General features: G+C 38.2%; 12 protein-coding genes. 8 read left to right on the top strand and 4 right to left on the bottom strand.

Features of this window, described 5'->3' with window-relative positions; translation table 11 throughout:
* Positions 1-601, top strand: a 601-nt coding sequence (locus HWQ37_RS32160; RefSeq protein WP_292755071.1) for a hemolysin family protein, incomplete at its 5' end; no start/stop codon positions are given.
* Positions 602-750: 149 nt separating this feature from the next.
* Complete coding sequence (locus HWQ37_RS32155) at positions 751-1,557, top strand: TdeIII family type II restriction endonuclease (protein ID WP_292755068.1); 807 nt, start codon at positions 751-753, stop codon at positions 1,555-1,557.
* Here the strand turns inward: HWQ37_RS32155 and HWQ37_RS32150 are convergent, their stop codons facing one another.
* The 3 genes from HWQ37_RS32150 to HWQ37_RS32140 form a co-directional block, all read right to left on the bottom strand.
* Positions 1,558-2,925 carry a DNA cytosine methyltransferase gene (locus HWQ37_RS32150; RefSeq protein ID WP_292755065.1) on the bottom strand — a complete coding sequence of 456 codons (1,368 nt, stop codon included), beginning with the start codon at positions 2,923-2,925 and terminating at the stop codon, positions 1,558-1,560.
* Positions 2,926-3,014: 89 nt separating this feature from the next.
* The gene (locus HWQ37_RS32145; RefSeq protein ID WP_292755063.1) at positions 3,015-4,196 is read right to left on the bottom strand and encodes an aldo/keto reductase; all 1,182 of its coding nucleotides are present in this window, start codon (positions 4,194-4,196) and stop codon (positions 3,015-3,017) included.
* 304 nt (positions 4,197-4,500) lie between these two features.
* Entirely contained in the window at positions 4,501-10,464 is a 5,964-nt protein-coding gene (locus tag HWQ37_RS32140) for an amino acid adenylation domain-containing protein (RefSeq protein ID WP_292755060.1), read from the bottom strand.
* Positions 10,465-11,957: 1,493 nt separating this feature from the next.
* Between HWQ37_RS32140 and HWQ37_RS32135 the strand changes: the two genes are divergently transcribed.
* The 6 genes from HWQ37_RS32135 to HWQ37_RS32110 all read left to right on the top strand — a co-directional run bounded on the left by HWQ37_RS32135 (position 11,958) and on the right by HWQ37_RS32110 (position 21,543).
* A complete protein-coding gene (locus HWQ37_RS32135; protein WP_292755057.1) occupies positions 11,958-13,403 on the top strand; it encodes a sugar transferase in 1,446 nt (481 codons plus the stop codon).
* Positions 13,404-13,658: 255 nt separating this feature from the next.
* Complete coding sequence (locus tag HWQ37_RS32130) at positions 13,659-15,050, top strand: oligosaccharide flippase family protein (RefSeq protein ID WP_292755054.1); 1,392 nt, start codon at positions 13,659-13,661, stop codon at positions 15,048-15,050.
* Positions 15,051-15,135: 85 nt separating this feature from the next.
* Positions 15,136-16,239, top strand: coding sequence for a glycosyltransferase family 4 protein (locus HWQ37_RS32125; protein WP_292755052.1), 1,104 nt, complete (start codon positions 15,136-15,138; stop codon positions 16,237-16,239).
* A 196-nt stretch (positions 16,240-16,435) separates the two neighbouring features.
* Positions 16,436-17,485: an O-antigen ligase family protein gene (locus HWQ37_RS32120; RefSeq protein WP_292755049.1), complete on the top strand. Its 1,050-nt coding sequence runs from the start codon at positions 16,436-16,438 to the stop codon at positions 17,483-17,485.
* Positions 17,486-17,715: 230 nt separating this feature from the next.
* Complete coding sequence (locus HWQ37_RS32115; protein ID WP_292755046.1) at positions 17,716-18,912, top strand: glycosyltransferase family 4 protein; 1,197 nt, start codon at positions 17,716-17,718, stop codon at positions 18,910-18,912.
* Positions 18,913-19,314: 402 nt separating this feature from the next.
* Positions 19,315-21,543 (top strand): GumC family protein, encoded by a 2,229-nt coding sequence (locus tag HWQ37_RS32110; protein WP_292755043.1) that lies wholly within the window; start codon positions 19,315-19,317, stop codon positions 21,541-21,543.
* Between the two features lie 327 nt (positions 21,544-21,870).
* Here the strand turns inward: HWQ37_RS32110 and HWQ37_RS32105 are convergent, their stop codons facing one another.
* On the bottom strand, positions 21,871-23,259 hold the full coding sequence (locus HWQ37_RS32105; protein ID WP_292755041.1) for a choice-of-anchor Q domain-containing protein: 1,389 nt from the start codon (positions 23,257-23,259) through the stop codon (positions 21,871-21,873).
* Positions 23,260-23,965: the final 706 nt, after the last annotated feature.

The raw sequence follows: 23,965 nt of genomic DNA, 5'->3' as shown, positions 1-23,965 counted from the left end.
TGATAGTGCCTATTCTCGCTATCCAATTTGTCAGGGAGGACTTGACAATGTGCTGGGTGTTATCCCTGTCACCGACTTATTAGCCAGGAGTTTCCGAGGAGAACCGCTAGACTTGACAGTAGGATTGCGACAGCCCGTATTTGTCCCAGAAAGCACCCGTGGTTTGAAAGTTTTGGAATTGTTCAAGCAAACCATCACTCACATGGCGTTGGTAGTCGATGAATACGGCGTGATTCAAGGATTAGTCACTCTCAACGACATCATGAGCGAAATCGTCGGTGATGTTCCTTCAACGGATGGACAAGATCAACCACAAGCTGTACAACGCGAAGATGGTTCCTGGCTTTTGGATGGGATGTTGCCTGTAGAGGAGTTTTTGGAACTTTTCGGTATGGAAGAGTGGCAATCTGATGAACGCGGTAGCTATCAAACTTTAGGCGGTTTTGTGATCACCCATTTAGGCCGCATTCCTGCCGCCGCAGACCATTTTGAATGGCAAAGTATGCGAATTGAAGTGATGGATATGGATGGTAATCGTGTTGATAAGGTGCTAGTCGTACCGAAGGCAGTTAAATCAGTAGATATGAAAAAATCTGATTAGGATTGGGCATTGGGCATTATTGTTTATATTTTTCATCCAGTATGCCCAATGTCACTTGGCGTGTTAGCTTAAACCCGTAATGTACCCTACCAGCTTATCGGTTGGGCATCTTATCTTGCCCACCCTAATCAACATCAGACAATTGAATTATGGATGACTATATTAAACGAAGAATTAAAGAAAATCTGAAAATTTCAATTAGAAAATTTTTTAAAAATCAAAAAGTCAAAAATTACCAAGTATTAGATGATATTTTTCCTAAAGAAAGACGAATACGTTCTCTGATAGGTGGATTAGAAACAAGTCTAGGAACAAGTTTTTGGGAACCTCTAGCTAAAACATTAGCTGAAATCAATGGATTTAAAATTATCCAAGATAAGATATTAGTTCCAACTGAGTTTCCTCCAGCTTTGCAGAATGAATTGGATAAATTAGTTTATGAACGCGAAAATAAGCCTAATAACAGGAGAGTTTCAACAAAAGAATGTATAGAGAGACTAAGAAACGCCGCAGCAAAAACCAATTCTCAAGACATTGCCGCCTATATGTATAAATCTCCTCCAACCGGAACTGGAGTTGATATTCATTTGTCTAAAGATGGAATTGAATATCTTTTTGATATAAAAACTGCACAGCCAAATCTAGCGGGTTTTCAAACTTTTAACAAACAAATGCTACAGTGGTATGCTTATAGACTTGCTAAAAATACAAATGCTAGGTTAGAAGCTCGCATTGCTATTCCTTTTAATCCTTTTACCAAATCTTGGTATGAAATACAAAAAGGTAAGTTATCTAGTTCTCCTCTAGATATTTCTCAAGATATATGGGTTGAAAATGAATTTTGGGATTTTTGTTCTGGAAGTGAAAACACATTTGAGCAATTAAAAGCAATTTTTGTTGAGTTAGGACAAGAAAACTTTGCTGCTGAATTTAGTGATATTTTTTACCAAGACTAGTTAAATATCAAGAATACTTAGTAACTCTTTAGCTACATACTCAACAACAGGTACAGGAACAGCATTACCAAACTGTTTTCTGGCGACATCATCTTTTTCGTGATATTCAAAATTTTTCGGAAAACCTTGTAATTTACAAGCGTGTTTTGCCATGATTGGAATAAAATTTTTCTGTTTATAAATTTTTTCTAAGAAAATATTTTTATACTCCTGTGGATGATTAGCATGAATTGATGCTGTAGCTATGTAGTCTTTAGCACCCGTAGCAGTTAAAGTTGGTACAATATCAGCAGTAGGTAAAATAATTCTATAAATATCATTAATACCTGTCATATTTTTAGAATTAACAAATTCATACTTATGATCAGCAGTAAATCGGAATATTCCTTTTTGGACTAGTTCATTTAATTCATTTACCTCTATATCACATATTATTTGTTTAAAATTATCAAAAGATAAGGGATTACCGTCTTTCTCTCCATATTTTTTACTTCTTCTATTTTTTAGAAGAGTTAAGCAAATCATTTTTTCTCTATCAGTGGTTTCTATAATATCCCAAGAGTGAATTGTTGTATGTCCATTTCTTAAATCAGAAAAAATGAAGAAATCATTTAGTTCATCATCTTTTTGAAATCTAGTTCTGGATGGTGGAATCATACCTTTAAATAAAGTATGTCGATCTAACTTCACTTTTTCAATAACTTTTGCAGATTTAATATCATCCAATATATCGAAAACTTTTGGATGAATGTTCAAAGGAATAGGAAATTTATACTCTTGGCATTTTTCCAGATCATTTCTAATTCCAACAATAAAAACTCTCTCTCTATTTTGAGGTAAACCAAAATCATAAGCATTGAGGACTTTCCATTTAACACAATATCCGATGCTTTCCAATTCATGTACAATCAGTTCCAAATTATCTATATTTTTTGGGCTTGCTAACCCACTGACATTTTCAAATATAAAGGCTTTAGGTTTATTTTTATTAACTAGTCGAATTACATCAAACCATAACTTTCCTCGCTTGTCTTCAAACCCTTTTAAACGACCTGCGACTGACCAAGGTTGACATGGAACACCACCAACCACTATGTCAACACAAGAAGGAAGTTCACTAATTTTTGTTATATCTCCTAATTCAATTTCATCTTTGTTTAAGTAGCTGATAAAATTTTGTTGATAAACTTTTATAGCTTGTTTGTCTATTTCAGAATAGCCTAAGCATTGACCACCTAATTTTTGTAAAGCAATTCTAAATCCCCCAATACCAGCAAATAGATCGATGAAAGCAAATTTATTTTTAGAGCTTACTAATTGTAGAGGTAATTCTATTTGTTTTGAATGTTGCGAAAATACAGATTTCATTTTTGTTAGCCAACTTGATTAACTAACTATCTATTGATATGTTATGTAGAAAACTTAGTATATCATCAAATATACTAAGTTTCTAATCTTCAACTCTGAGATAATCGTTTCACCTCTGCACCCGCCAACATCTGATGGGCTTGTTCCAAAAATTGGGGAATTTTATCGGCGTAGGGATTACGGGCGAGAGATTTCCTTAAGTCTAATTCGTCTAGCCGATCGGCTTTGTTGCCAGGAAACCAGTGATCTCCATTACCAAGCAGGTTATAGCGCATTTTAGCGTAGTCTACTAGGTCGTAGGCGATCGCTAAATTCCGTAACCACAAAATCACCCGAATATTTACCTCACCAGGGGTTTCGTCAAAGGTTGGTAGATTTGTTTCCCACGATTTTACCCAATCTTCTCCCAAAGTAGCGATCGCTTCTGATTCCAATCTTGCTAAAATTGGCGGTAAAATTTCTGATGCCCGATCTATTAATTCTAAAGTCTTCAGGTGTTCATCAAAATCTTGTGGTTTTGCAGCTCCCAAACTCAGGGTATGCACCTCTTGATGGCTCAAACAAAACAAATCATTAAACACCATTGGACTCAACGGGGCGCAAAGATTTACTAATTTTTCTGGAGGCTCATACAACAAACCTCCTTTATTAGATGGGCTAATAATAAACACGCCCATATCATGGCGTTTAGCTGCTTCGATTGCCGCCCAATTCCATTGATTAATGTAGTACCAATGCAGGTTCACATAATCAAATTGATTAGTATTAATTGTCTGCACAATCATATCTGTCGAGCCGTGTGTGGAAAAGCCAATAAATCTAACTTTTCCCTCTGCTTGCAACTGCTTCGCTACTTCTAAACAGCCGCCGGGACGGATGCTGTTATCTAACGACTCAGGATGATTGATGCCGTGCAACCCTAAAAGGTCAACATAATCTAGTTGGAGATTTTTCAAGGATTGTTCAAACGTCTCTCGGAATTCTTTCGCATCTGCCTTTGGGTTTATTTTGGTCTGAACAATCAACTTTTCGCGGGCGAACTTGGGTAATATTCTTCCCAATTGCATTTCAGAAGTGCCATAACCACGGGCAGTTTCAATATGATTAATTCCAACTTCGACTGCCCTTCTAATAGTTGCTTCCAGATTCGCCTGGTTGTCAGCAGGAATTTCATGATTGGGAACATCCTGCCATTTGAACTGATATCTCATGCCACCGCAGGAAAACACTGGCATCTGTAATTCTGTGCGTCCAAATCTTCTATATAGCATCAGTGGATTGTTGTGGATTGCTTGCCAACTTAAAATCAAAAACGATAGTCATTCGAGCTTTCAGTGCCACAATCATTTCCTCTGTTCAATCTGTGACACTAGCAATATTCATCGCATTATTAAATCGGTCAGGTCTTTTGGTTATTGGATTTTTACCAATATTCCAGTTCCACAGAATAATTATCTCATCCTAGTTACCACTAGCAAGAATTTTTCTATTATTCTTCCAAGTTTAGACCAAGAAATGGCAAAACAACCCAGCAGTGCTGAGTTGTGCGAAGATGAACTGACGGAAAAGTTCAAATTAATTCTTTGGAGACTGAGACTGCGCCTGAGTTAAGCAATTTCTCAATTTTTCAGCCAACACTTGTACATGGGGTTCCTTAAGTATATCAAGGTGAGATCCGGGAATGTAATGGATATCTAATCCTTCAACTACTACCTCGTCCCAGCCAAATTGAGGAGCGTATTCAGTGCCTATAGCTTCATCCCGATTTTTATCCTCTGTCCGCAAAAGAATAGCTCGACCAAGGTAAGGTGAAAAAATATATTCACTGATTGCTTGAGTGTTAGTATCTATAATCTTTAAATGCTTGTCAGTTTCAGGTACATGAAGTACGTCTTCCAAGTAACGGTTATATGTATTTTGTAGTTCTTGCTTACGCCAATAGCTCCATCTCACAACCTTTTGCCAAACGTAGTTAGGCCCTTGTTGAAGAATATTATTTAAATGCAAAAAAACTCGCTTGAGAAATGGCGCTTGCCAGCTATATCCTGGGCGACAACTATCAAGCATAACTAAAATGCCAATTTGTTCGCCTTGCTCTTGGAGTTGTCGAGCCATCTCGAAGGCAACTGCACCCCCAAAGGAATAACCTCCGAGAAAATAAGGGCCATGAGGTTGAAGGGTCTGGATTTCTTGAATGTAGTGGGCTGCCATATCCTCAATGCGGGTATGGAGAGGGTATTTCCCATCTAGCCCTTGTGGTTGTAATCCGTAAAATGGTTGTTCTGTCCCCAAATGCAATGCCAATTCACGGAAACATAAGACTTCTCCACCTAGTCCGTGAATGCAGAAAAAAGGTGGTTTGGAACCCTTGGGTTGAATTTCTACTAAGGATGACCAGCTAGATTTTGATTGGTCTAAGGTATTTACTAAAGCTGAGTTTGTTGTTAAATCTTCTTCTGGGCAGATGATTTTGGCTAGAGCTTCTACACTACCTGACTGGAAAAGAATCGCAAGTGGCAGGTTTTTACTAAATGTCTTTTCAATTTGCCAAAATAGTTTTACTGCTAAGATAGAATGTCCTCCTAGCTCGAAGAAGTTATCTTTTACACCAATGGGCTGGACACCTAAAATTTGTTCCCAAATCTCTGTTAACTGGCGTTCCACTTGATTACGGGGAGCAACAAAGGTGGCTTCTGGCTCTTGCCTCGATAAATCTGGTGCTGGTAGGGCGCGGCGGTCTACTTTACCGTTGGCGGTTAAGGGTATGGTATCCAGCACGACAAAAGCCGAAGGGAGCATATACTGTGGCAATTTTGTCGAGAGGAAACCCCGGATATCAGTAATTGCAATGGCTGTATCTTGATTCAGTATAATGTAAGCTACTAAACGGCGATCGCCAGGAACATCTTCACGAGCAATAACTACAGTCTGGAGTACATCTGGGTGTTGGGCTAATACCGTTTCAATTTCCCCTGGTTCAATGCGTATTCCCCGAATCTTGACTTGATGATCTTGGCGACCGAGAATTTCTAAAGAGCCATCAGGACGATAGCATCCGCGATCGCCTGTATAATAAACCCAATCCTGGCGATCGTTCCGAAAAGGGTTCTTAACAAACCGAGAACGGTTTTCTTGTTGGGCATTGATGTAACCCAAACTGCGGAATGGAGTTCGGATTACAATTTCGCCTGGTTCACCAATACCGCATGGTTGGTTATTTGCTGTCAAAACCAGTGCTTGAGTTTGAGGCAGGGGCAATCCTACTGGCTGTACTCCTGGTGTACACTCAACAGGTATTTGGTAATAACACTTAGCTAAAGTTGTCTCTGTCGGGCCATAGAGATTAACTATTTCACCTGATTCGGGAAAAGCATCTCGCCAGCGAAGTATAAGTGTTTCCTTCAAAGGTTCTCCAGCCAAGAACAACCAGCGTAAGTTACGTAAAGCGACTCCTGACGGCACATTCGCTAACCATAATTGCGCCAGCGAAGGAACTGTATGAAGTACAGAAATTTGCTCATTTTCCAAATAACGCAGAATTCTCGTCGGTTCTAAGTTATCCTCTTCTTCCGGCAAACATAGGGTTGCACCACTAGTTAAAGGTAAGAAAATATCTCTCAGAACGACATCAAAAGAAAGACCAGTTAATTGCGCAACGCGGTCTTGTTGATTAATTTCAAAAGTCTGTCGCTGCCAGTTCAGAAAATGCGCCAACCCTTTATGACACCCCAGCACCCCTTTGGGTACACCGGTAGTACCGGAAGTAAAGAAAATATAAGCTGCATCGTCGGCAGCGATTTCAGGCAGATTTACGGCTTCAATGCTGTTTTTGGCTAAATTTATGGCTTCTCCTGTGTTTGGGTTGACACAGATGCTAGTTAAAGACTGCCATATCTCTTCGTCTTCTGGGCGTTGACCATCAATATAATCAATATATAATATATATTTAGCTTTAGCTTCCTGTAGCATCAACCTCTGGCGTTGGCTGGGAAGTTTCGGATCGAGGGTGAGTAGCACACCACCACTCAAGAGTACGCCAAGCATACTGGCAATTAGCCCAAAACTTCGTGTCCCAAACACGGCGACGACATCTCCCCGCTCTAGTCCGTGAGATAACATCACCTGTGCTAAGGTTCGAGCGATTTTGCCCAATTCCCCATAATTCCAAGTGCGAAATCCTTGACGAAGTGATGAATGTTCTGGGGTACGATTTACCCAAGAGGTAAACATTGTTGTCGTCAATTCATACTGTGGTTCTGGCAAAACCGCCCCTGGCTCTGGCAGCAAAGGTCGCGCTTCTGGTGTCACCAGGGAATATAAACTAATCTGGCTCTCTGGAGCAGCAACAATTTGATTCAGCAAATGATGGAATTGATGAAGCATTTCCATCATCCGTTCGGAAGTAAACAGATTGGTGTTGTAGACTAAATCAAGTTGGATTCCTTGATTTTTTTCTATAACGTAAAGGGTTAAGTCGAACTTAGAAACTGTTTCTAGAATCGAGACTGGTTCGATCGCTACTCCAGGTAGTTCCAGTTGGATGTCCCTGAAGTTGAGCATATTAAACCATACTTGAAACAGGGGGTTGCGACTGGTATCTCGCTCTGGTTGCAGTTCTTCTACCAGTTTCTCGAAGGGCATATCTTGATGGGCATAAGCAGCTAATGCCATCTGGCGAACTCGACTTAGCACTGAGCGAAAACTGGGGTTGTTGGTAAAATCAGTTCGTAAAACAACGGTGTTAATAAAAAATCCGATTAACCCTTCAATCTCAGAACGGTTACGACCGGCAATGGGAGAACCGATAAGAATATCTTCTTGCCCAGTGTGGCGGTGCAATATTGTCCCAAAGGCCGCCAGTAATGTCATGAATAGAGTGACACCCTCCTGATGCGAGAGTTCTGTAAGTGATGCACTCAAAGTTTGCGGCAGCATCAGAGATTGGGATGCTCCTTGGTAATTTTGCACTGGTGGCCGTGGTCGGTCGGTTGGCAATTCCAGTGCAGTATTAGCACCTGCTAACTGGGTTTTCCAATAGTTAGTTTGCTGAGAAAGTACCTCACCTGATAGCCATTGGTGCTGCCACACTGCAAAATCTGCATACTGAATGGGCAATTTTGTCAAGGGGTAAGGCTGACTGTTCAAAAAAGCTTCATAAAGTGCTATTAACTGTTGCCAGAGAATGCTTATTGACCAGCCATCTGAAGCGATGTGGTGCATGATTAACAAGAGTATATGCTCCTGTTCGTCTACCTGGAGTAAAGTAGCTCGCAACATCAGGTCAGATTCTAAGTTGAAGGGGCGTTGCACCTCTTGATTTAGAAGGAATTCTACTTGCTCTTTTGTTACCTTAATGATTTTGAGTTCTACTGGTCGAGGCGTGGCAATTACTTGTATGGGGCTACCATCAGGTGATGTAATAAAGTTGGTTCGCAGTGCCTCGTGATGGACAACGATCGCATCTAATGACTGTTGCAATATACCAAAATTTAACTTGCCCGTTAAGCGCTGTGCATTCGAGACGATATACGCTGGGCTGTTGGGTTCCAATTGCTCCAAAAACCAGACTCGCTGCTGGGCAAAGGATAAAGGGGCTGATTCCCGGTTGGCTATTTGGGGAATCGTGTGATTTTGGCGATCGTTTTCTGAAGTTTGGTTTTGGACGATTGCTTGAGCTAAAGTAGCGATCGTGGGATTCTCAAATAATAATTGCAAGGGTATTTCTATCCCAAAAGCTTGGCGAACCCTAGACATTACTTGAGTCGCCAGCAGTGAATGACCTCCCAATCCAAAAAAATTGTCGTGGATGCCTACTTGTTCCAGACGCAAAACTTTCGCCCAAATGCCAGCTAAAATTTCTTCTGTCGAATTCTGAGGTGGAACAAAGCTAGTTGACAGCCTAATATCAGATGTATCCGGTGCAGGTAAAGCGCGGCGGTCTATTTTACCATTGGGATTTAATGGTAGAGTGTCCAAAAATACAAAGAAACCAGGTACCATATATTCAGGCAACCGAGTCTCCAAAAAGCGACGCAATTCAACCTGACTAGGAATTTGCTTTGAGCGGGCAACAACATAAGCCACGAGTCGCTTGTCCCCAGGAACATCCTCTCTGGCTATAACTAGAGTCTGCGTCAGTGCCGGATGTTGAGCTAATATAGCTTCAATTTCTCCTAATTCAATTCGGAAGCCACGTATTTTAACTTGATCGTCAATCCGACCAAGGAACTCAATATTACCATCGCTCAAATAACGTGCCAAGTCCCCAGTTTTGTAAAGACGTGCCCCAGGTTCAGAACTAAAAGGGTTGAAAATGAACTTTTCTGTGGTCAATTCTGGACGATTAAGATAGCCTCGCGCTAGACCAATCCCGCCAATGTGTAGTTCACCTGATTCACCAACAGGCACTGGCTGCAAATTTTCATCAAGGATGTGAATCTCTGCATTGGTAATCGGACGACCAATTGGTGCTATAGCATAATTAGTACCGCGTTGGCAAGTCCAAAAAGTGGTATCAATGGAAGCTTCTGTTGGCCCATAACAATTATGTAAAACATTGTCCAAATTCAGTTTGGCAAAGAAGCGTTCTATAAGTTCACCAGGTAAAGCTTCACCACCGCAGGTAATGTGTCTGATGAATCGGCAATTCTCAATTCCTCTCTCTTCCAACAAGACACGCAGTACAGAAGGTACTAAAGCCAGAACACTGATTTGCTGCTCAGTAATTACCTTCACAAGATAGGCTGTATCTTGATGTCCACCAGGGCGAGCTATGAACAATTGCCCCCCAAAGCACAATGGCCAGAATATCTGCCATACTGAGGGATCAAAGCTAAAAGAAATAGTCAGTAAAACTTTGTCTGCGTCAGTTAATCCAAAAGTTGTTTGTTTCCAGTGGAGTTGATTGTAGATACCACGGTGAGGGATTGTTACACCTTTAGGCTGTCCTGTAGAGCCAGATGTATATATTACATAGATGAGATTGTCAACCGTAGTTACATTTACAGGATTTTCTTGACTATTTTGAATATTCCCTTGCCAGCTTGAATCCAGACAAACTACCTGCGCCTGATGCGGTGGTAGGTTCTTGACCAATTTTTCTTGGGTTAACAATACTGCTGTCTGGGTGTCTTCCAAAATGAAGGCTAAACGTTCTGAGGGATATGATGGATCTAAAGGCACATAAGCACCTCCAGCTTTCAAAATTCCTAACAACCCTACGATCATCTCTATGGAGCGCTCCAGGCAAATGCCCACAAGAACTTCTGTCCCAACGCCTAAAGTACGTAGGTGATGCGCTAGTTGATTCGCCCGTTGGTTTAACTGCCAATAAGTAAGTTGTGTATTTTCACATACTACAGCAATGGCTTGGGGCGATCGCTCTACTTGCATCTCAAACATTTGATGAATGCACAGATCCTGATGATGAACCGCTTGGGTGTCATTCCATTCCTGTAGAACTTGAGTGCCTATGATGTGAGTTAGGGTATCTAACGGAATGTTTTTTTTATATTCTGAAGTCTGGCTATTTATGTGCATTTTTATGTATCGGCTCCACCAGGAAATCCAATTTTTTTTAATTATTATTTATTGTAATATGTGTTTATACAACTTCTCTGTGAGGCTAAAAATTAACGCCTTGAGTTTATGAAAATGGCAGTATAGAAACAAAGTCTCTCTACTTGGAAGGTTGGAAACTTATTACTAGCTATCTTCCTTAAAGGTTGCTGCTTCTGCTTTCCAGCATCCAGACTAATTACAATCTATAAAAAAACAGGTGTTTAAACTTTACTTAATCGATTTATTATACGTGTAAAAAATTTTCCTCCGTTTTTAATAAATGTTATCTTAAACTGTTAACTAAATATGAAAATTCATAACAATCATTTGATTTGCCAAAACTTCACCTTTGATTAAAAAAATAATTTTTTCTTTAAGGCGTATAATTTACAGACACAATCCTAAAAAAACTCTATCCTTTTTTACGAAAATTTGCTTAAGCGAAAAATCATTATTACACAATCTTCATTGTATTTATTGATATGTAAAATTAGTGTAAAGCTAGGCTCGTGATTTGCTAAAAGACTTAAGTAAGCTCAACTCGGTGTAAAAAGTTGTCATTAGAATCAAGCAGGGGAAAAAGAGAAGTTTAATCCTCGGCTTCCGGCGTTGGCGCACCCCGCCGCAGGTATCAAAATAAAGCATACATAAAGTTAAATAAGTGAAAGTTTCTTGCAGCGAACACTTAGTTCATCTGTCTATGTAAATTTTTGTAACAATAATCAAACTTTTGATGCATTTAGTTATATGTTATTTGTGTAAGTTTTGTTAATAAGTAATTATGCGTAAAGAAACAAAGAAGCTTTTAAGCAAAACTGAATTAGTATAAGTAAACATGCTAAGGTAATTTACAAAGAGATATAACATTTCTGTTAGAAAGTGTAACTCTGCAATGTAATCCTTCTTTTATCACTTTGGGGAGGAAAGTGTATTGTGGTTATTCTGAATCTTAAGCAGAATTATGGGTTACGCGATCGCTCTCTATGATTTTGTCATTTAAATAACCTTATTGCCAAAGTGCGTAAAGGAAATAAACGTTAGAGATTGTTCTCTGACGAAAGTTTCAAAAGAGGGGTAATCTTGTTACTACATTCCAATTATTTTATACACGTGTAATTAAAAATAAAAATATTGTTTACCTGTCCAAGTTGATTGTTAATGTCAGGAATGTTATTAAAGTAGCTAAGTTAATTAATTTTCCAACAAATGCTTTCCCCTTTCCTTAGCATCAAAGCTAGAAGTTTCCAGACTAAACACGATGCTAGCATGCCAACAAAAGTTAAGCAGTAGAGTATTAGCTAAACTTAAAATAAACCCTGAAATATGCTTTTAATAAAGAACTTGAAGTTACTCTGAAAAAAGTTTGATAGCAGACTATAAAGATCGGGTTTCTTTGAAAGAAAAACCTGAGTAAGATGTCCCAATTGTATAGGGTTTTATAATTTTTTTAACTACATCCGGCGTTACTAACTATGACTAATCAAAGCATTGCAACAAACAACAAATTAAGTGAAGTGCCTTTAGATTTACGTGCATCTGCATTTGTCAGGGTACGCAAGGGTTCTTGGTGGTTAAGATTAACAACATTGTTTCTCGTAGATTATACTTTGTTGTCGTTAGCGTGGTTTTTTGCTGGATATCAATCTTCTTATGAAGACTTTTCTTGGTATGTACCGAGTCAGTATTTACCGATTTTAATAACTATTGGGATTCAAATCGGATCGCTAGCTCTGCAAGGTATTTATCGAGAAGGTCAAAACCGCTATGACTATTGGAATATTATCAAATCGTTAACTTTTGCTCATGGATTAATACTCCTTGTTTGTTCTTTGTATAAGCCAGTTGTTGATATCACGCGTCCAAGATTAATATTATTATCTTGGTTGCTAAGTATATTGTTTATTTGCACTGGTAGATATGCTGTAAATGTTACTCTTGAATATTTGCGGAAACAGAAAAAAATAGTTCGTTCTTCTGTATTCATTATTTGCGATCCTCAAGATCACGAGCCAATTGCTAGCTTTATAAAAAAAGAAAAGCATTATATTGTCTCTGGAACAGCAAATGCTAACTCATTAGACAGATATAAACGTCAACAAACATTGAGTCAACTTAATGAATTAGGTGTAACAGAAGTTTTCATATCTTGGGATGCTCTAAAAAATAGAATGTTTTTGTGTTGGTTATTTCAAGCATCTGGTATTCAAGTACATATCTTACCGATGGAATTAAAACCAATTTATAGAAATGTAGAATTTAATAAAATAGGGGGAATGCCTTGTCTGAGTTTAGATTGCCCAATAATTACAGGTAAAGATTTTTGGATAAAGCGTATTTGTGATTTTTGTTTGGCAACTTTATTTGTAATGTTATCATTCCCAATTTATGTAGCTATAGCTATAGCTATAAAACTTGACTCTTCAGGCACAGTATTTTACAGACAAACTCGTATAGGTTTACATGGACAACAGTTTAAAGTATGGAAATTCAGAACGATGAGGTCTGATGCAGAAAAATTACAGAAGGAGTTAGAAGTTTTAAATGAAACAAAAGATGGAATTATCTTTAAAATAAAAGACGATCCTCGTATTACCCGTGTTGGAAAGTTTCTCCGTCGTTACAGCTTAGATGAATTACCCCAACTTTTTAATGTTATCCTTGGAGAAATGAGTATAGTAGGACCTCGCCCTTTACCTACTAGAGATGTTGATAAGTTTTCTGAACACCATTTTATTAGACACGAAGTTTTACCTGGTATTACAGGTCTTTGGCAAGTCTCAGGTCGCTCGGATATTTTAGATTTTGAACAAGTGATTAATCTAGATATGAACTACATCGAAAATTGGTCGCTTGCATTAGACTTTGAAATTCTCCTCAAAACAGTTATGGTAGTTTTGAAAAAAGACGGTGCTTACTAAATAAAAAATCATAAACGTACAGCTTATGATTAGAGAATTTAAGTTATGTGTCAATAAAAGTATTGCAGTCTGGAGTTTAGTTTATAGCTAGATTGAATTTGCATTTTTCTACCTTACCGAGTACATTATCTACCTGTTTGAGGGGCATCTAAAAAATTTCTTTTGATCGTGGTGATTCAAGGTGAACGAATTAAGCTGAATTAAGAATTAGTCAGAATGGTAGAAAAGTACAAATTCATAAGTAATTCCCTCTCAATGATACTCAATCGGTTAGCACAAAGCATTACGGCCTTTGTGTTAACCGCTTCTATTGCTCGTACTTTAGGAGCTGAGGCTTTAGGGCAGTATCTACTAGCATATAGTTACTATTTTATCTTTGTGGGCATTGCCTCACAAGGATTAAAAACATTGTTTACTAGAGAACTAGCTCGTGAGCCACAAAAAACACCAGTCTATTTAATGAGTGGTACATGGCTACAGTTAATATTTAGTTTCTTCAGTTATGCGGCATTGGTGATTGTAGTATTTTTGCTTCCCTATAGTTCCAAAACCTCGACTGTTTGTTACATAATGGGCTTAACAATCATTCCATTTGCGCTTTCTAATATCACAGAGGCAATTTTTCAAGCTAAAGAAAAGATGCATCTGATAGCGATCGCTACAGTACCAATTTATATTTTACGCCTAATAGTAATGATTTGGGCGATGCAACATTTAAAATATGGAATTGAATCTTTAGGGGCGATTCTATTTTTTTCAGAAACCCTAATTTTGGTAATTGAATGGATTTTTATTATCCCGTTAGTAAAAATAGAATGGCAGATTGATAGGACTTTTGTATTAAATACAATCAAAGGTGCGCGTACATTTTTTGCTATTGAAGCAATGGCGGTAGTTAGTGGCAGAATTCAAATATTAATTCTTTCATTATTAGGGAATGAGTTTTTAGTAGGTCTATTTGGCGGCATAACACAATTATTACAACCCTTTTTGATTATTGCTAACAGTATAGCTTTAGCAATATTTCCAAGATTTTCAAAGGCAGTACAGCAAGGACGGGACAAGCAGAAGCAGATAGCTGAAAATATTATCGAAATCCTACTAATCATAGCATTGCCGTTATATCTAGGAATCTTATTGTTTGGCAAAGATTTACTGGTTTTTCTATATAATCCTAGCTTTGCTGAAGCAAATGTATCTCTTAGTTTAGCCGCCGCAGCACTCATTTTTTTGCCGTTTACACGCTCACTAAGTTATTTACTTGTAGCCAATGGTTTCGAGATAGTTAATCTACGCGAAGTAGTTATTACGACTACATTAGGGAGCTTGGGAGGTGTGATATTAGTTTCGCACTATCAGTTACTAGGTGCAGCTTTAATGGCATTATTAATGACTATTTCTGGTTTTAGCCAGTATATTTATTTCACCTATACTCGCCTCTTCTCATTAAATTTATGGCTAATTATGCGCCGACCATTAATAATAACTATTGTCATGCTACCTATATTAATTTTATTACAAAAACTTAGCTTAGACTTTATCTTAACTCTAATTATTTCTACTTCTGCCTATACTTTATTTGTGATCTTTTTAGGTATCCGTGCCTTTGGTGGGTTTCGTTTTTTATGGCTAAAATTTTTAAAATAGTAGTAATTTTTGAAGATAAAATTTTAATATTAAATCATCAAAACTTGATGTAATAAATAATTTCGGTGAGGGTATAATTTTAAATATGATTAAAGTTGCTTTATTACATTTTTGCTTTGAAGACTACACTATTGAGTTAGCAAACAGTTTGGTTAAATATGTTGATTTAACGCTTATTCATCCGGAAAAAATCTCAGAAGTCTGTAACAATGTTCTTGATCCCAGTATCCGCGTGATTACCTTTAAAAAACCACGGATTCGAGATCCGCGCAACCTATTGTCTATGTACGCAATGATGCGTATTATCAAAGACGCAAACCCAGATATTTTGCACGTGCAAGAAACTAACGATCCTTGGTATGATTGGACTTTGTTACTCAACAAAATGCCACCACTGGTGACAACTATCCATGATATATTCCGTCACCCAGGGGACAGTATGTCTGTATTCGGTTCAGAGTATACCAGGCGTATTGCCTTCTACCGTTCCCAACAATTGATTGTTCATACTCATCAACTAAAAAAGATTCTAATTGAACAATTCCGTATACCTCAAGAGCGAGTCAATGTTTTACCACATGGGGAACTTGGTAGTTTGTATAAGCGTCGGGGTAGTCACAATAGTCAGGCTCGCGATCCCAATACACTACTATTTTTTGGACGCATCTGGCCTTATAAAGGATTGAAATATTTGCTTGAGGCTATGCCTTTAATTGCCGAACGTATACCTGAAATCAAGCTGATTATCGCTGGACGGGGAGAAAACATAAAACAATATTTCCCCAACGGTTATGATGAGAAACGCTACGAAATTATCAATGACTTTATCCCTCTTGAAGAAGTAAGTAATCTCTTTCAACGCAGTACGATAACAGTTCTGCCATATATAGAAGCATCTCAAAGTGGTGTGGCAGCCTTATCTTATGGGATGGGAACACTGGTTGTAGCCTCTGAAGTAGGGGGATTAAGTGAGATAATTCAGGATAAAAAAGATGGGTTGTTAGTTCCACCTTATGATGTCCGATCCCTAGCTGATGCTATTATTTGTTTGTTAAGCGATCGCGACTTGCAACAACGTATGCAAACTGCGGCATTAGCTCGTTGTCAGGAAGATTTAAATTGGTCAAATATTGCTGCTCAAACAGCTCAAGTTTATTATCAAGAAATGAATATGCAAAATAAACATTAACTAATTTATTATGAGGAAAATACTACTTTTTGCTGAACATGCATTCACAATTTCAACCTTGCTGATTTATTCAGGGGCAATCTTTGTCGTTATACTGTCAGGAGGAGCAGGACAGGGCGATCAAGTAGAATATGATAGCTCTTTGATTCGGATTGTTTATTCTTTAATCTACGCAGTTACCTTAGTCCTACTAGTTTTGCGTTGGAAAAAAACTCTTTATTTCTTTAATAAAGGCTTCTTACTTTATTTTTTAATTTTATTGTCAGCTATTTCTATTCTTTGGTCTTTTGAACCATCAACAACATTAAAAAATAGTTTTTCTCTCATTAATTCCAGTTTATTTGGACTGTATTTTGCTTCCCGATATACTTTAAAACAGCAATTACATTTACTTGCTTGGAACTTTGGAATTATTATAATACTTAGTTTTGTTTTTGCTATAGCTTTACCCAAGTATGGGATACAGAGCGATTTAACTGGTGGTGCAAAGTGGCGTGGAGTATTCACGCACAAAAACGGTCTAGGAGCAAGAATGGTAACGAGTAGTATGGTTTTCTTTATACTTGCTTATCAAACTAAAAAACGTAGTTGGCTTTTGTGGGGGGGATTTAGCTTGTCAATACTACTCTTACTGCTTTCCGCTTCTGGTTCATCTCTACTTAATCTATTAATTACAATATTGGCATTTTTTGCTTTTCAAATTTGGCGTTGGCCATATCAATTCATGATACCAACCCTAATAATGATAGCTACTATCAGCCAAAGTTTATATTTTTGGGTGTCTAATAACCCTGACCTAGTGTTCAGTTCAATTGGTAAAGATGCAACACTGACGGGTCGAACAGAGTTGTGGCCATTAGTAATTGATATGATTTGGAAACATCCTTGGCTTGGTTATGGTTATGGCGGATTCTGGCAAGGATGGAATGGTGAATCTGCCTATATTTGGCTTGTAGCTGGATGGACACCAAACCACCCCCACAATGGTTATCTGGCTCTTTGCCTAGATTTGGGTCTTTTAGGGTTAGGGGTATTCTTTTTAGGATTTTGGCGCAATTACCTGCAAGGATTCGCTTGGGTGCGTAGTAGCAAAACAGCATACGATGTTTGGCCACTTATACACATGACATTTATAGCCTTATCTAGCCTCACTGAGTCTAACTTGCTGGAATCAAATAGTTTGACTTGGATGCTTTATGTGGCAGTATCTCTTTCAGTCAGAATGAAATTACCAATACAAGTGTAAACAGCTAGTAACTGCAAAATTGATAGCTATTGTAATGCAGATATGCATCTTCTCCACCCAGTTTAGTCATGTATAACTTAAGGTTCAGTAAATTTAGAATTGACAAGTGAGTATTTCACTACAATAACGTTTGACATTTCATTATCTCTCAACCATAAATCAAGGGTTTTGACCCATTTATCGGGTCAGATAATCATTATTTACGAAACTAAATAAAAATTGAAATTACTATGGCATCACCAAAGAAAGTACTAATTATCGTTGAAAATCTCCCAGTTCCCTTTGATCGACGGGTATGGATGGAAGCAACTACTTTGCAAAAAGCTGGGTATGAAGTTACTGTGATTTCACCGACAGGTAATGGCTTTGAAAAAGATTACGAAATTATTGAGCAGATTCACATTTACCGTCATCCTCTACCACCGGAAGAAAGTTCTGTCATTAGCTATCTCCGAGAGTACAGTTGGGCGATTAACTGGCAATTTCGTCTAGCTCAAAGGATATGGCGAGAGCGTGGTTTTGATGTCATACATATTTGTAATCCACCTGATTTACTTTTCTTAGTAGCAGCATGGTTTAAATTATTTCATGGCACATACATTATCTTCGATCATCATGACCTCAGTCCAGAAATGTATGAAGCTAAGTATCGGCGGCGCGATTTTTTTTATCATGGATTGCGCTGGGCTGAACGCTTGACCTATGCCACAGCAGACATGGTAATTTCAACGAACGAGTCACATCGAGATGTAGCTCTTAACCGTGGGCACAAGAAACCAGAGAAAGTATTTATAGTTCGTAGTGCGCCTGACCTTTCGCGCTTTCGCCGAATGCCCCCAAACCCCAAATACCGTAGAGATAGGAAGTACTTGATAGGGTATATGGGTGTTATGGGGGAACCAGAGGGTATTGATTATCTTCTGAGAATGGTATATTACATTGTCCACAAAAAAAATCGCTTTGATATTCACTTTATGCTAATCGGTAGTGGACCTATGGCAGAAAAACTCAAGGAATTATCTAAAGAGTTAAAAGTGGCTGAGTTCGTAGAATTTACAGGATTTAAGCAAGGTGAAGAACTTTTAGAGCGGCTTTCTAGCTGTGACGTGTGTGTGGAGCCTTCTCCAACATCTGCTTATAACGAAAACTGCACCATGAATAAAATCCTTGAATACATGGCAATGGGAAAAGCAATTGTCCAGTTTGATTTGCGAGAAGGAAGACGTTCTGCACAGGAAGCATCTCTTTATGCCAAACCTAACGATGAGGTGGAATTTGCCGAGAAAATTCTGGAACTTCTAGATTATGCTGAACGGAGAGAAAAGATCGGAGCCGAAGGACGACGCAGAATGGAGGAGATTCTTGAGTGGCAATATCAAGCTCCAAAACTGTTAGAGGCTTACGATCGACTTTGGCAAAGTAGTTAGCTACTTTAACTTTCAGAATGACTATATTCAGTAAGTAATCTAAGTAATAAATAAATTTTTATGATCAAAAATTACCAACTGACTAATATAAATTCTTGATGAAGATGGATAGAAATAACCCCGCTACCTGGTTAAGAGGGGCACAAAAAATAATATTATGTAGCTTCACAGAGAATTGGCATAAACGGTGAGTTTTTTTACTTGACTTGACTTAGGAACCAACTGGGGACTAAATTTTTAACTTAATATAGTCTATGCTATTGTTATATTGTAAAATTATACATAATCAGTATTGTTAATTGCACTGGTTTGTGGATAATCAGTATTGTTAATTGCACTGGTTTGTGGCTGCTCTAAGTCAATTTTTAGTTTCTTGCTTAAGACCTGTACTTTGGAAGATTTATGTCAGAAAAATCTATGGAATCTAGAGAATCTATTGATTTAGACCTTAATCGTTACTTGTTGATATTGAAACGGTGGTGGCTACCTGCTGTCAGTATATTTGTGGCTACAGTTATTCTGAGTGCTATATCTACGAAATTTCTGAAGCCAGATTATGAAGCAGAAGGAAAACTATTATTTAGAGTTCCATCTTTTAAAGTGGCAGGAAATAATCTTTCCCCTGGTACATCTGAAGGAGGAGACTCAGGAGATTTGAAATCCCTGGTAGCAACTCAAAACCCCATCAGCAGTCAGATAGAAGTTATTTCTTCACCTAGTTTATTGCAGAGGACAATAGATAAACTAAAACTCAAAGATAACAAGGGCGAACCTTTGGAGGTAAAAGCGCTACAAAAAGCCCTGAACCTAAAAATTGTTGGTGGGACAGATGTATTGCGAATTAGTTATAGCAGCCATGACCCCGAAGAAGCAGCGGCAGTAGTCAACACAATTATGAGGCTTTATTTAGAAAATGATATTTTGACAAATCGCTCTGAGGCAGGAGCAACTCGTCAATTTATGGCCAAGCAGCTTCCGACAACTCAAGCTGCTGTTAATAATGCAGAAGTAGCACTACGTATATTTAAACAAAAGCATCACATTGCAGATTTATCAGAGGAAACAAGGTCAGCTGTTGCGACTATTGGAAATTTAGACAATGAGATGAATACTGTTAAGGCTCAACTGGACGAGGTAAACGCCCAAACCAATGAACTGCGACAGAAAGTAGAGCTAAATTCTCAAGAAGCGATCGCCGTAAGTACCCTCAGTCAGTCACCTGCAATACAGGGGATTCTTACACAACTCCAAGATACCGATCGGCAGTTAGCGATTGAGCGTAGTCGTTTCTTAGATGACAACCCGATAATTATTAACCTAGAAGCAAAAAAAGTTAATTTAAAATCTCTCCTGCAACAGCAAGTTGGTCAGACTATTGGCAATCAAACACAAGTTCCCCCGAATTTATTGCAGATTGGAGAACTCAGACAAAGCCTGATACAAAACTTTTTGCAGTCAGAAATACAACGTTTTGGCTTAACTCAAAGACTCTCCTCTCTATATAATTCTCGTTCTAACTACGAACAGCGCGTGAAACTCATACCCCAACTGGCACAAAACCAACGGGAGTTAGAACGGAAAGTTGAAGTTGCAGAATCGACCTATCAAACTCTATTGAAAAAGGTTCAAGAATTACAGTTAGTTGAAAATACAAATACACCTAGTTCCCGGATTATTGCTCAGGCCTTAGTACCCAAAGATCCAACATTAAGCAAAATAATAATTGTTTTGGTGCTAGGAGTCATGTTCGGTTTGTTTTTTGCCACCACAACTGTACTCTTTCTAGTTATGAGAGATAAATCTCTAAAAACACTTAAGGAAATTAGAGATGTATTTAGATATACTTTGCTAGGAATTGTTCCTTTGTCTGTTAAAAAGCTTCGATTGCGTTATTCAAATGGAGAATCAATATCTCAAACAATTGCTGTCAGAGATACTCCGCACTCTTTAACGAGCGAAATGTACCGGATGATTCAAGCCAATCTGAAATTCTTAAGTTCAGATAATTTGCTCAAAACCATCGTGGTAACTAGTGCAGTTCCTAAAGAAGGCAAGTCTACAGTTTCAGCTAATTTGGCAGCTGCGATCGCTCAACTAGGCCGTCAAGTTTTATTAATAGATGCAGATATGCGAGTTCCTTCTCAGCATCATCTCTGGGAACTAACCAATGAAGTTGGTTTGAGTGAGGTTCTTGTCGGTCAGGCTGAATTTGACATTGCCGTATCTAAAGTCATGGACAACCTTGATGTTTTGACTGCTGGAGTTAGACCTGCCAACCCACTTGCTTTGCTTGACTCAAAACGGATGGCATCACTGATTGAGAGTTTCTCATCTCAGTATAACTATGACTTTGTAATTATTGATGCCCCTCCACTGCTTTTGGCGGCCGATGCTTTGACTTTAAGCCAAATGACTGATGGTATTTTGCTAGTAGCCCGACCTGGGGTAATTGATTCCAACAGTGCTAATGCTGCTCAGGAGATGTTAGAGAGATCCAATTACAACGTTTTAGGTTTAGTAGTGAATGGAATCATTGATAAGAATGAATCTAGTAGTTATCGATATCATGCTCACGAATATTTTAAACCAAGAGAGTTGACAAAAGAGCTTAAGGGACTTGCGAAGAAATAAAGCTTCTAAAAAAATATCTCAAGAGTTCTATCAAGTCTGGATAAATACTTATTAATAAAAACTGATGCAAGACAGAAGGAGTTTTAAATAATAAGTAATATCAAGTCCGGTTAATTACTTATTATTACCGCATCTGTTGCAAAAATCAGGAAAACCTCTTTCTCCCTGCACCCCTGCCGGTCTAAATGATAAGTCTTTACCCGGACACGATATAATTAACCGGACTTAGGACTACATACGCGAGAAAAAAATGGGTTGTAGACAAAAACTCCTGATTTATAGAGAGTTTGGAGTTTGCCATACAACCCAATGCTATACTTTTAACTACTACCGAGTTTCGTATGCTCCTCTATCAGTTGCATAACCGGATACACGAGGGTTGCCTATAAAATCGGTTGTCAAACTATTCCACTTTAAACCACTATTAATTGCCGGACTCGTTGATTTCAATCTAAAGTCACGAGCCGAGGCATTAACAAACTGTGGGTCTGCAATAATATCACGAGGTCCTGTAATGTTGATCCTCGAATTATTGAGATAAACGTTGTAGTTATAAGTGACGTTGACATTTTTCATGTTGCTATTCGCAGCACTACCAGGGGCAGCATACATGATGTTATTGAAAATTTTGACATCAGACGAATAACCAGCATAAATTTCGCCCTTTCCCTTCTTTTTAACTTCTGGACTTTGCTGATTCAAATATGCCGTGTTGTTGATAATGTCGACGTGCTGACTATCATGGGAATGAATACCTGAACCGCCATTATTGTAGATGATATTGTTAGCAACTAAGACCCGTCCTCTGTATCCTTTTGAAACATCAACAATAATGCCATTACCGTCTGTGATCTTTCCGGCATCAATCCAAGGAACGTACATTCGATTGTTGTAGCTCCTGTTATTGGTAACAAATATCTTGTATCCCTGGTTGTTGTCAGAACTCCAATTATTCAGCATGGAAATGCCACTGCAACCATAGAGTGAGTACCAAGCGTTATTGAAAACAGTGTTATTATCCACTTTCACATAATCAGCTTGGATTGCTGAGATACCTGCTCCTCCACAATCATGTATTTTGTTGTTCAGAATATTTATGTGATGAGAACGACCATTACTTCGTCCTTCAATGCTGATGCAGCTTCCGTTGGTAAGCGGATTTGATCTGTTATACTTCTGACTTAACGCATAAGAAAGGCTGATATTAGCATTGTTCCCTATGACCTCCAGCCCGTTAATCTCGATATATGAAGCTCCATTTGAAATCGAGATACCATTCCATGTATTGTGCTGAATTTTTGGAAAATGCCCAGGATATGCTTTAAATTTAATCCATGCATTTGCAGTTCCAGAACGTTTAATACCTAGTACGGACCCATCTTTGGGTCCATTCTTGTATATCCCGTTCATAATAAGTACCGTGTCGCCAGGATTAGTAAGGCCTGCTGCCCTTCTAAGTGTTCTAAAAGCGGATGAGGTAGAGAGTCCGCTATTTCTGTCGTTTCCGTTACCACTAACATAGTATGTTGTCGCAGTTGAAACACGACTTATCAGCTTGCGGCTAGGTAGTGGTGTTTCCTGAACAGTGGATGATTGACGAACATCTTTAAAAAACAAAGATTCTGTTATTTTCTGTCCTTGAACCAGACCTGTTAATGCCCAGGGAAGTACAAAAGATGCGCTCAAACTGAGAAAACCGAAACCATGAATCATCATAGGGAAAAAATAGGGTATGTTGCAAAAACTTAATCGTTAACGGTCAGTAACTCTAGCCTTAGTTATTAACCCAGTATTTGATACGGTCGTATCACTGTCACTTGTAAGTTTATACACGGTTTTATAGGTTTACACCTGCGGATTTTCGCGTAAATATAGCTGAACTGCCTTTTGAGCTTCTGTTCCAAAAAAAGGTAAGCATCAGGTAAAACCACTGAATTAAAATTATCAGTATCTAGAGTTACCCCATTCATGGACACTAAGCAACCGTACAAATGGCGTCATTTCCAATTCGACATCATTCTACTGTGTATATGCGGTATCTGTAGTTAAAATAGTATATCTGTCATCAATTAGTTAATTTACTTAAATAATTCTTATGATAATAAGAATCACTAAATGGCTATAAACAAGTTATAGACTAGTATTTAGGGACTATTGCTTCTAAAAGATTCTCATTATCATAAACAATCCGAGTACCTAGAATAAAGTTTGCAAAAGCCTATCAATGCACATTAAGAATTTATAATGAGAGTTTTAAAGTTTACAGTATTTATCAATGAGTAATATTACTCAAAATTATTATAATGACGGATATAAAATCCAATTTTGGTAGGACTTACGCACAAATAACAGAAAACGAACCACAGAGGACACAGAGTTCACGGAGAAATGAGAGTTTAGGAGGGTTTTTGCGTAAGTCCTG

Origin of the sequence: Nostoc sp. NMS4, assembly GCF_017115095.1 — a bacterium.
Taxonomy (GTDB): domain Bacteria; phylum Cyanobacteriota; class Cyanobacteriia; order Cyanobacteriales; family Nostocaceae; genus Nostoc.
The sequence above is the reverse complement of the archived record's forward strand: the minus strand, read 5'-3'. Positions and strand labels throughout refer to the sequence as shown.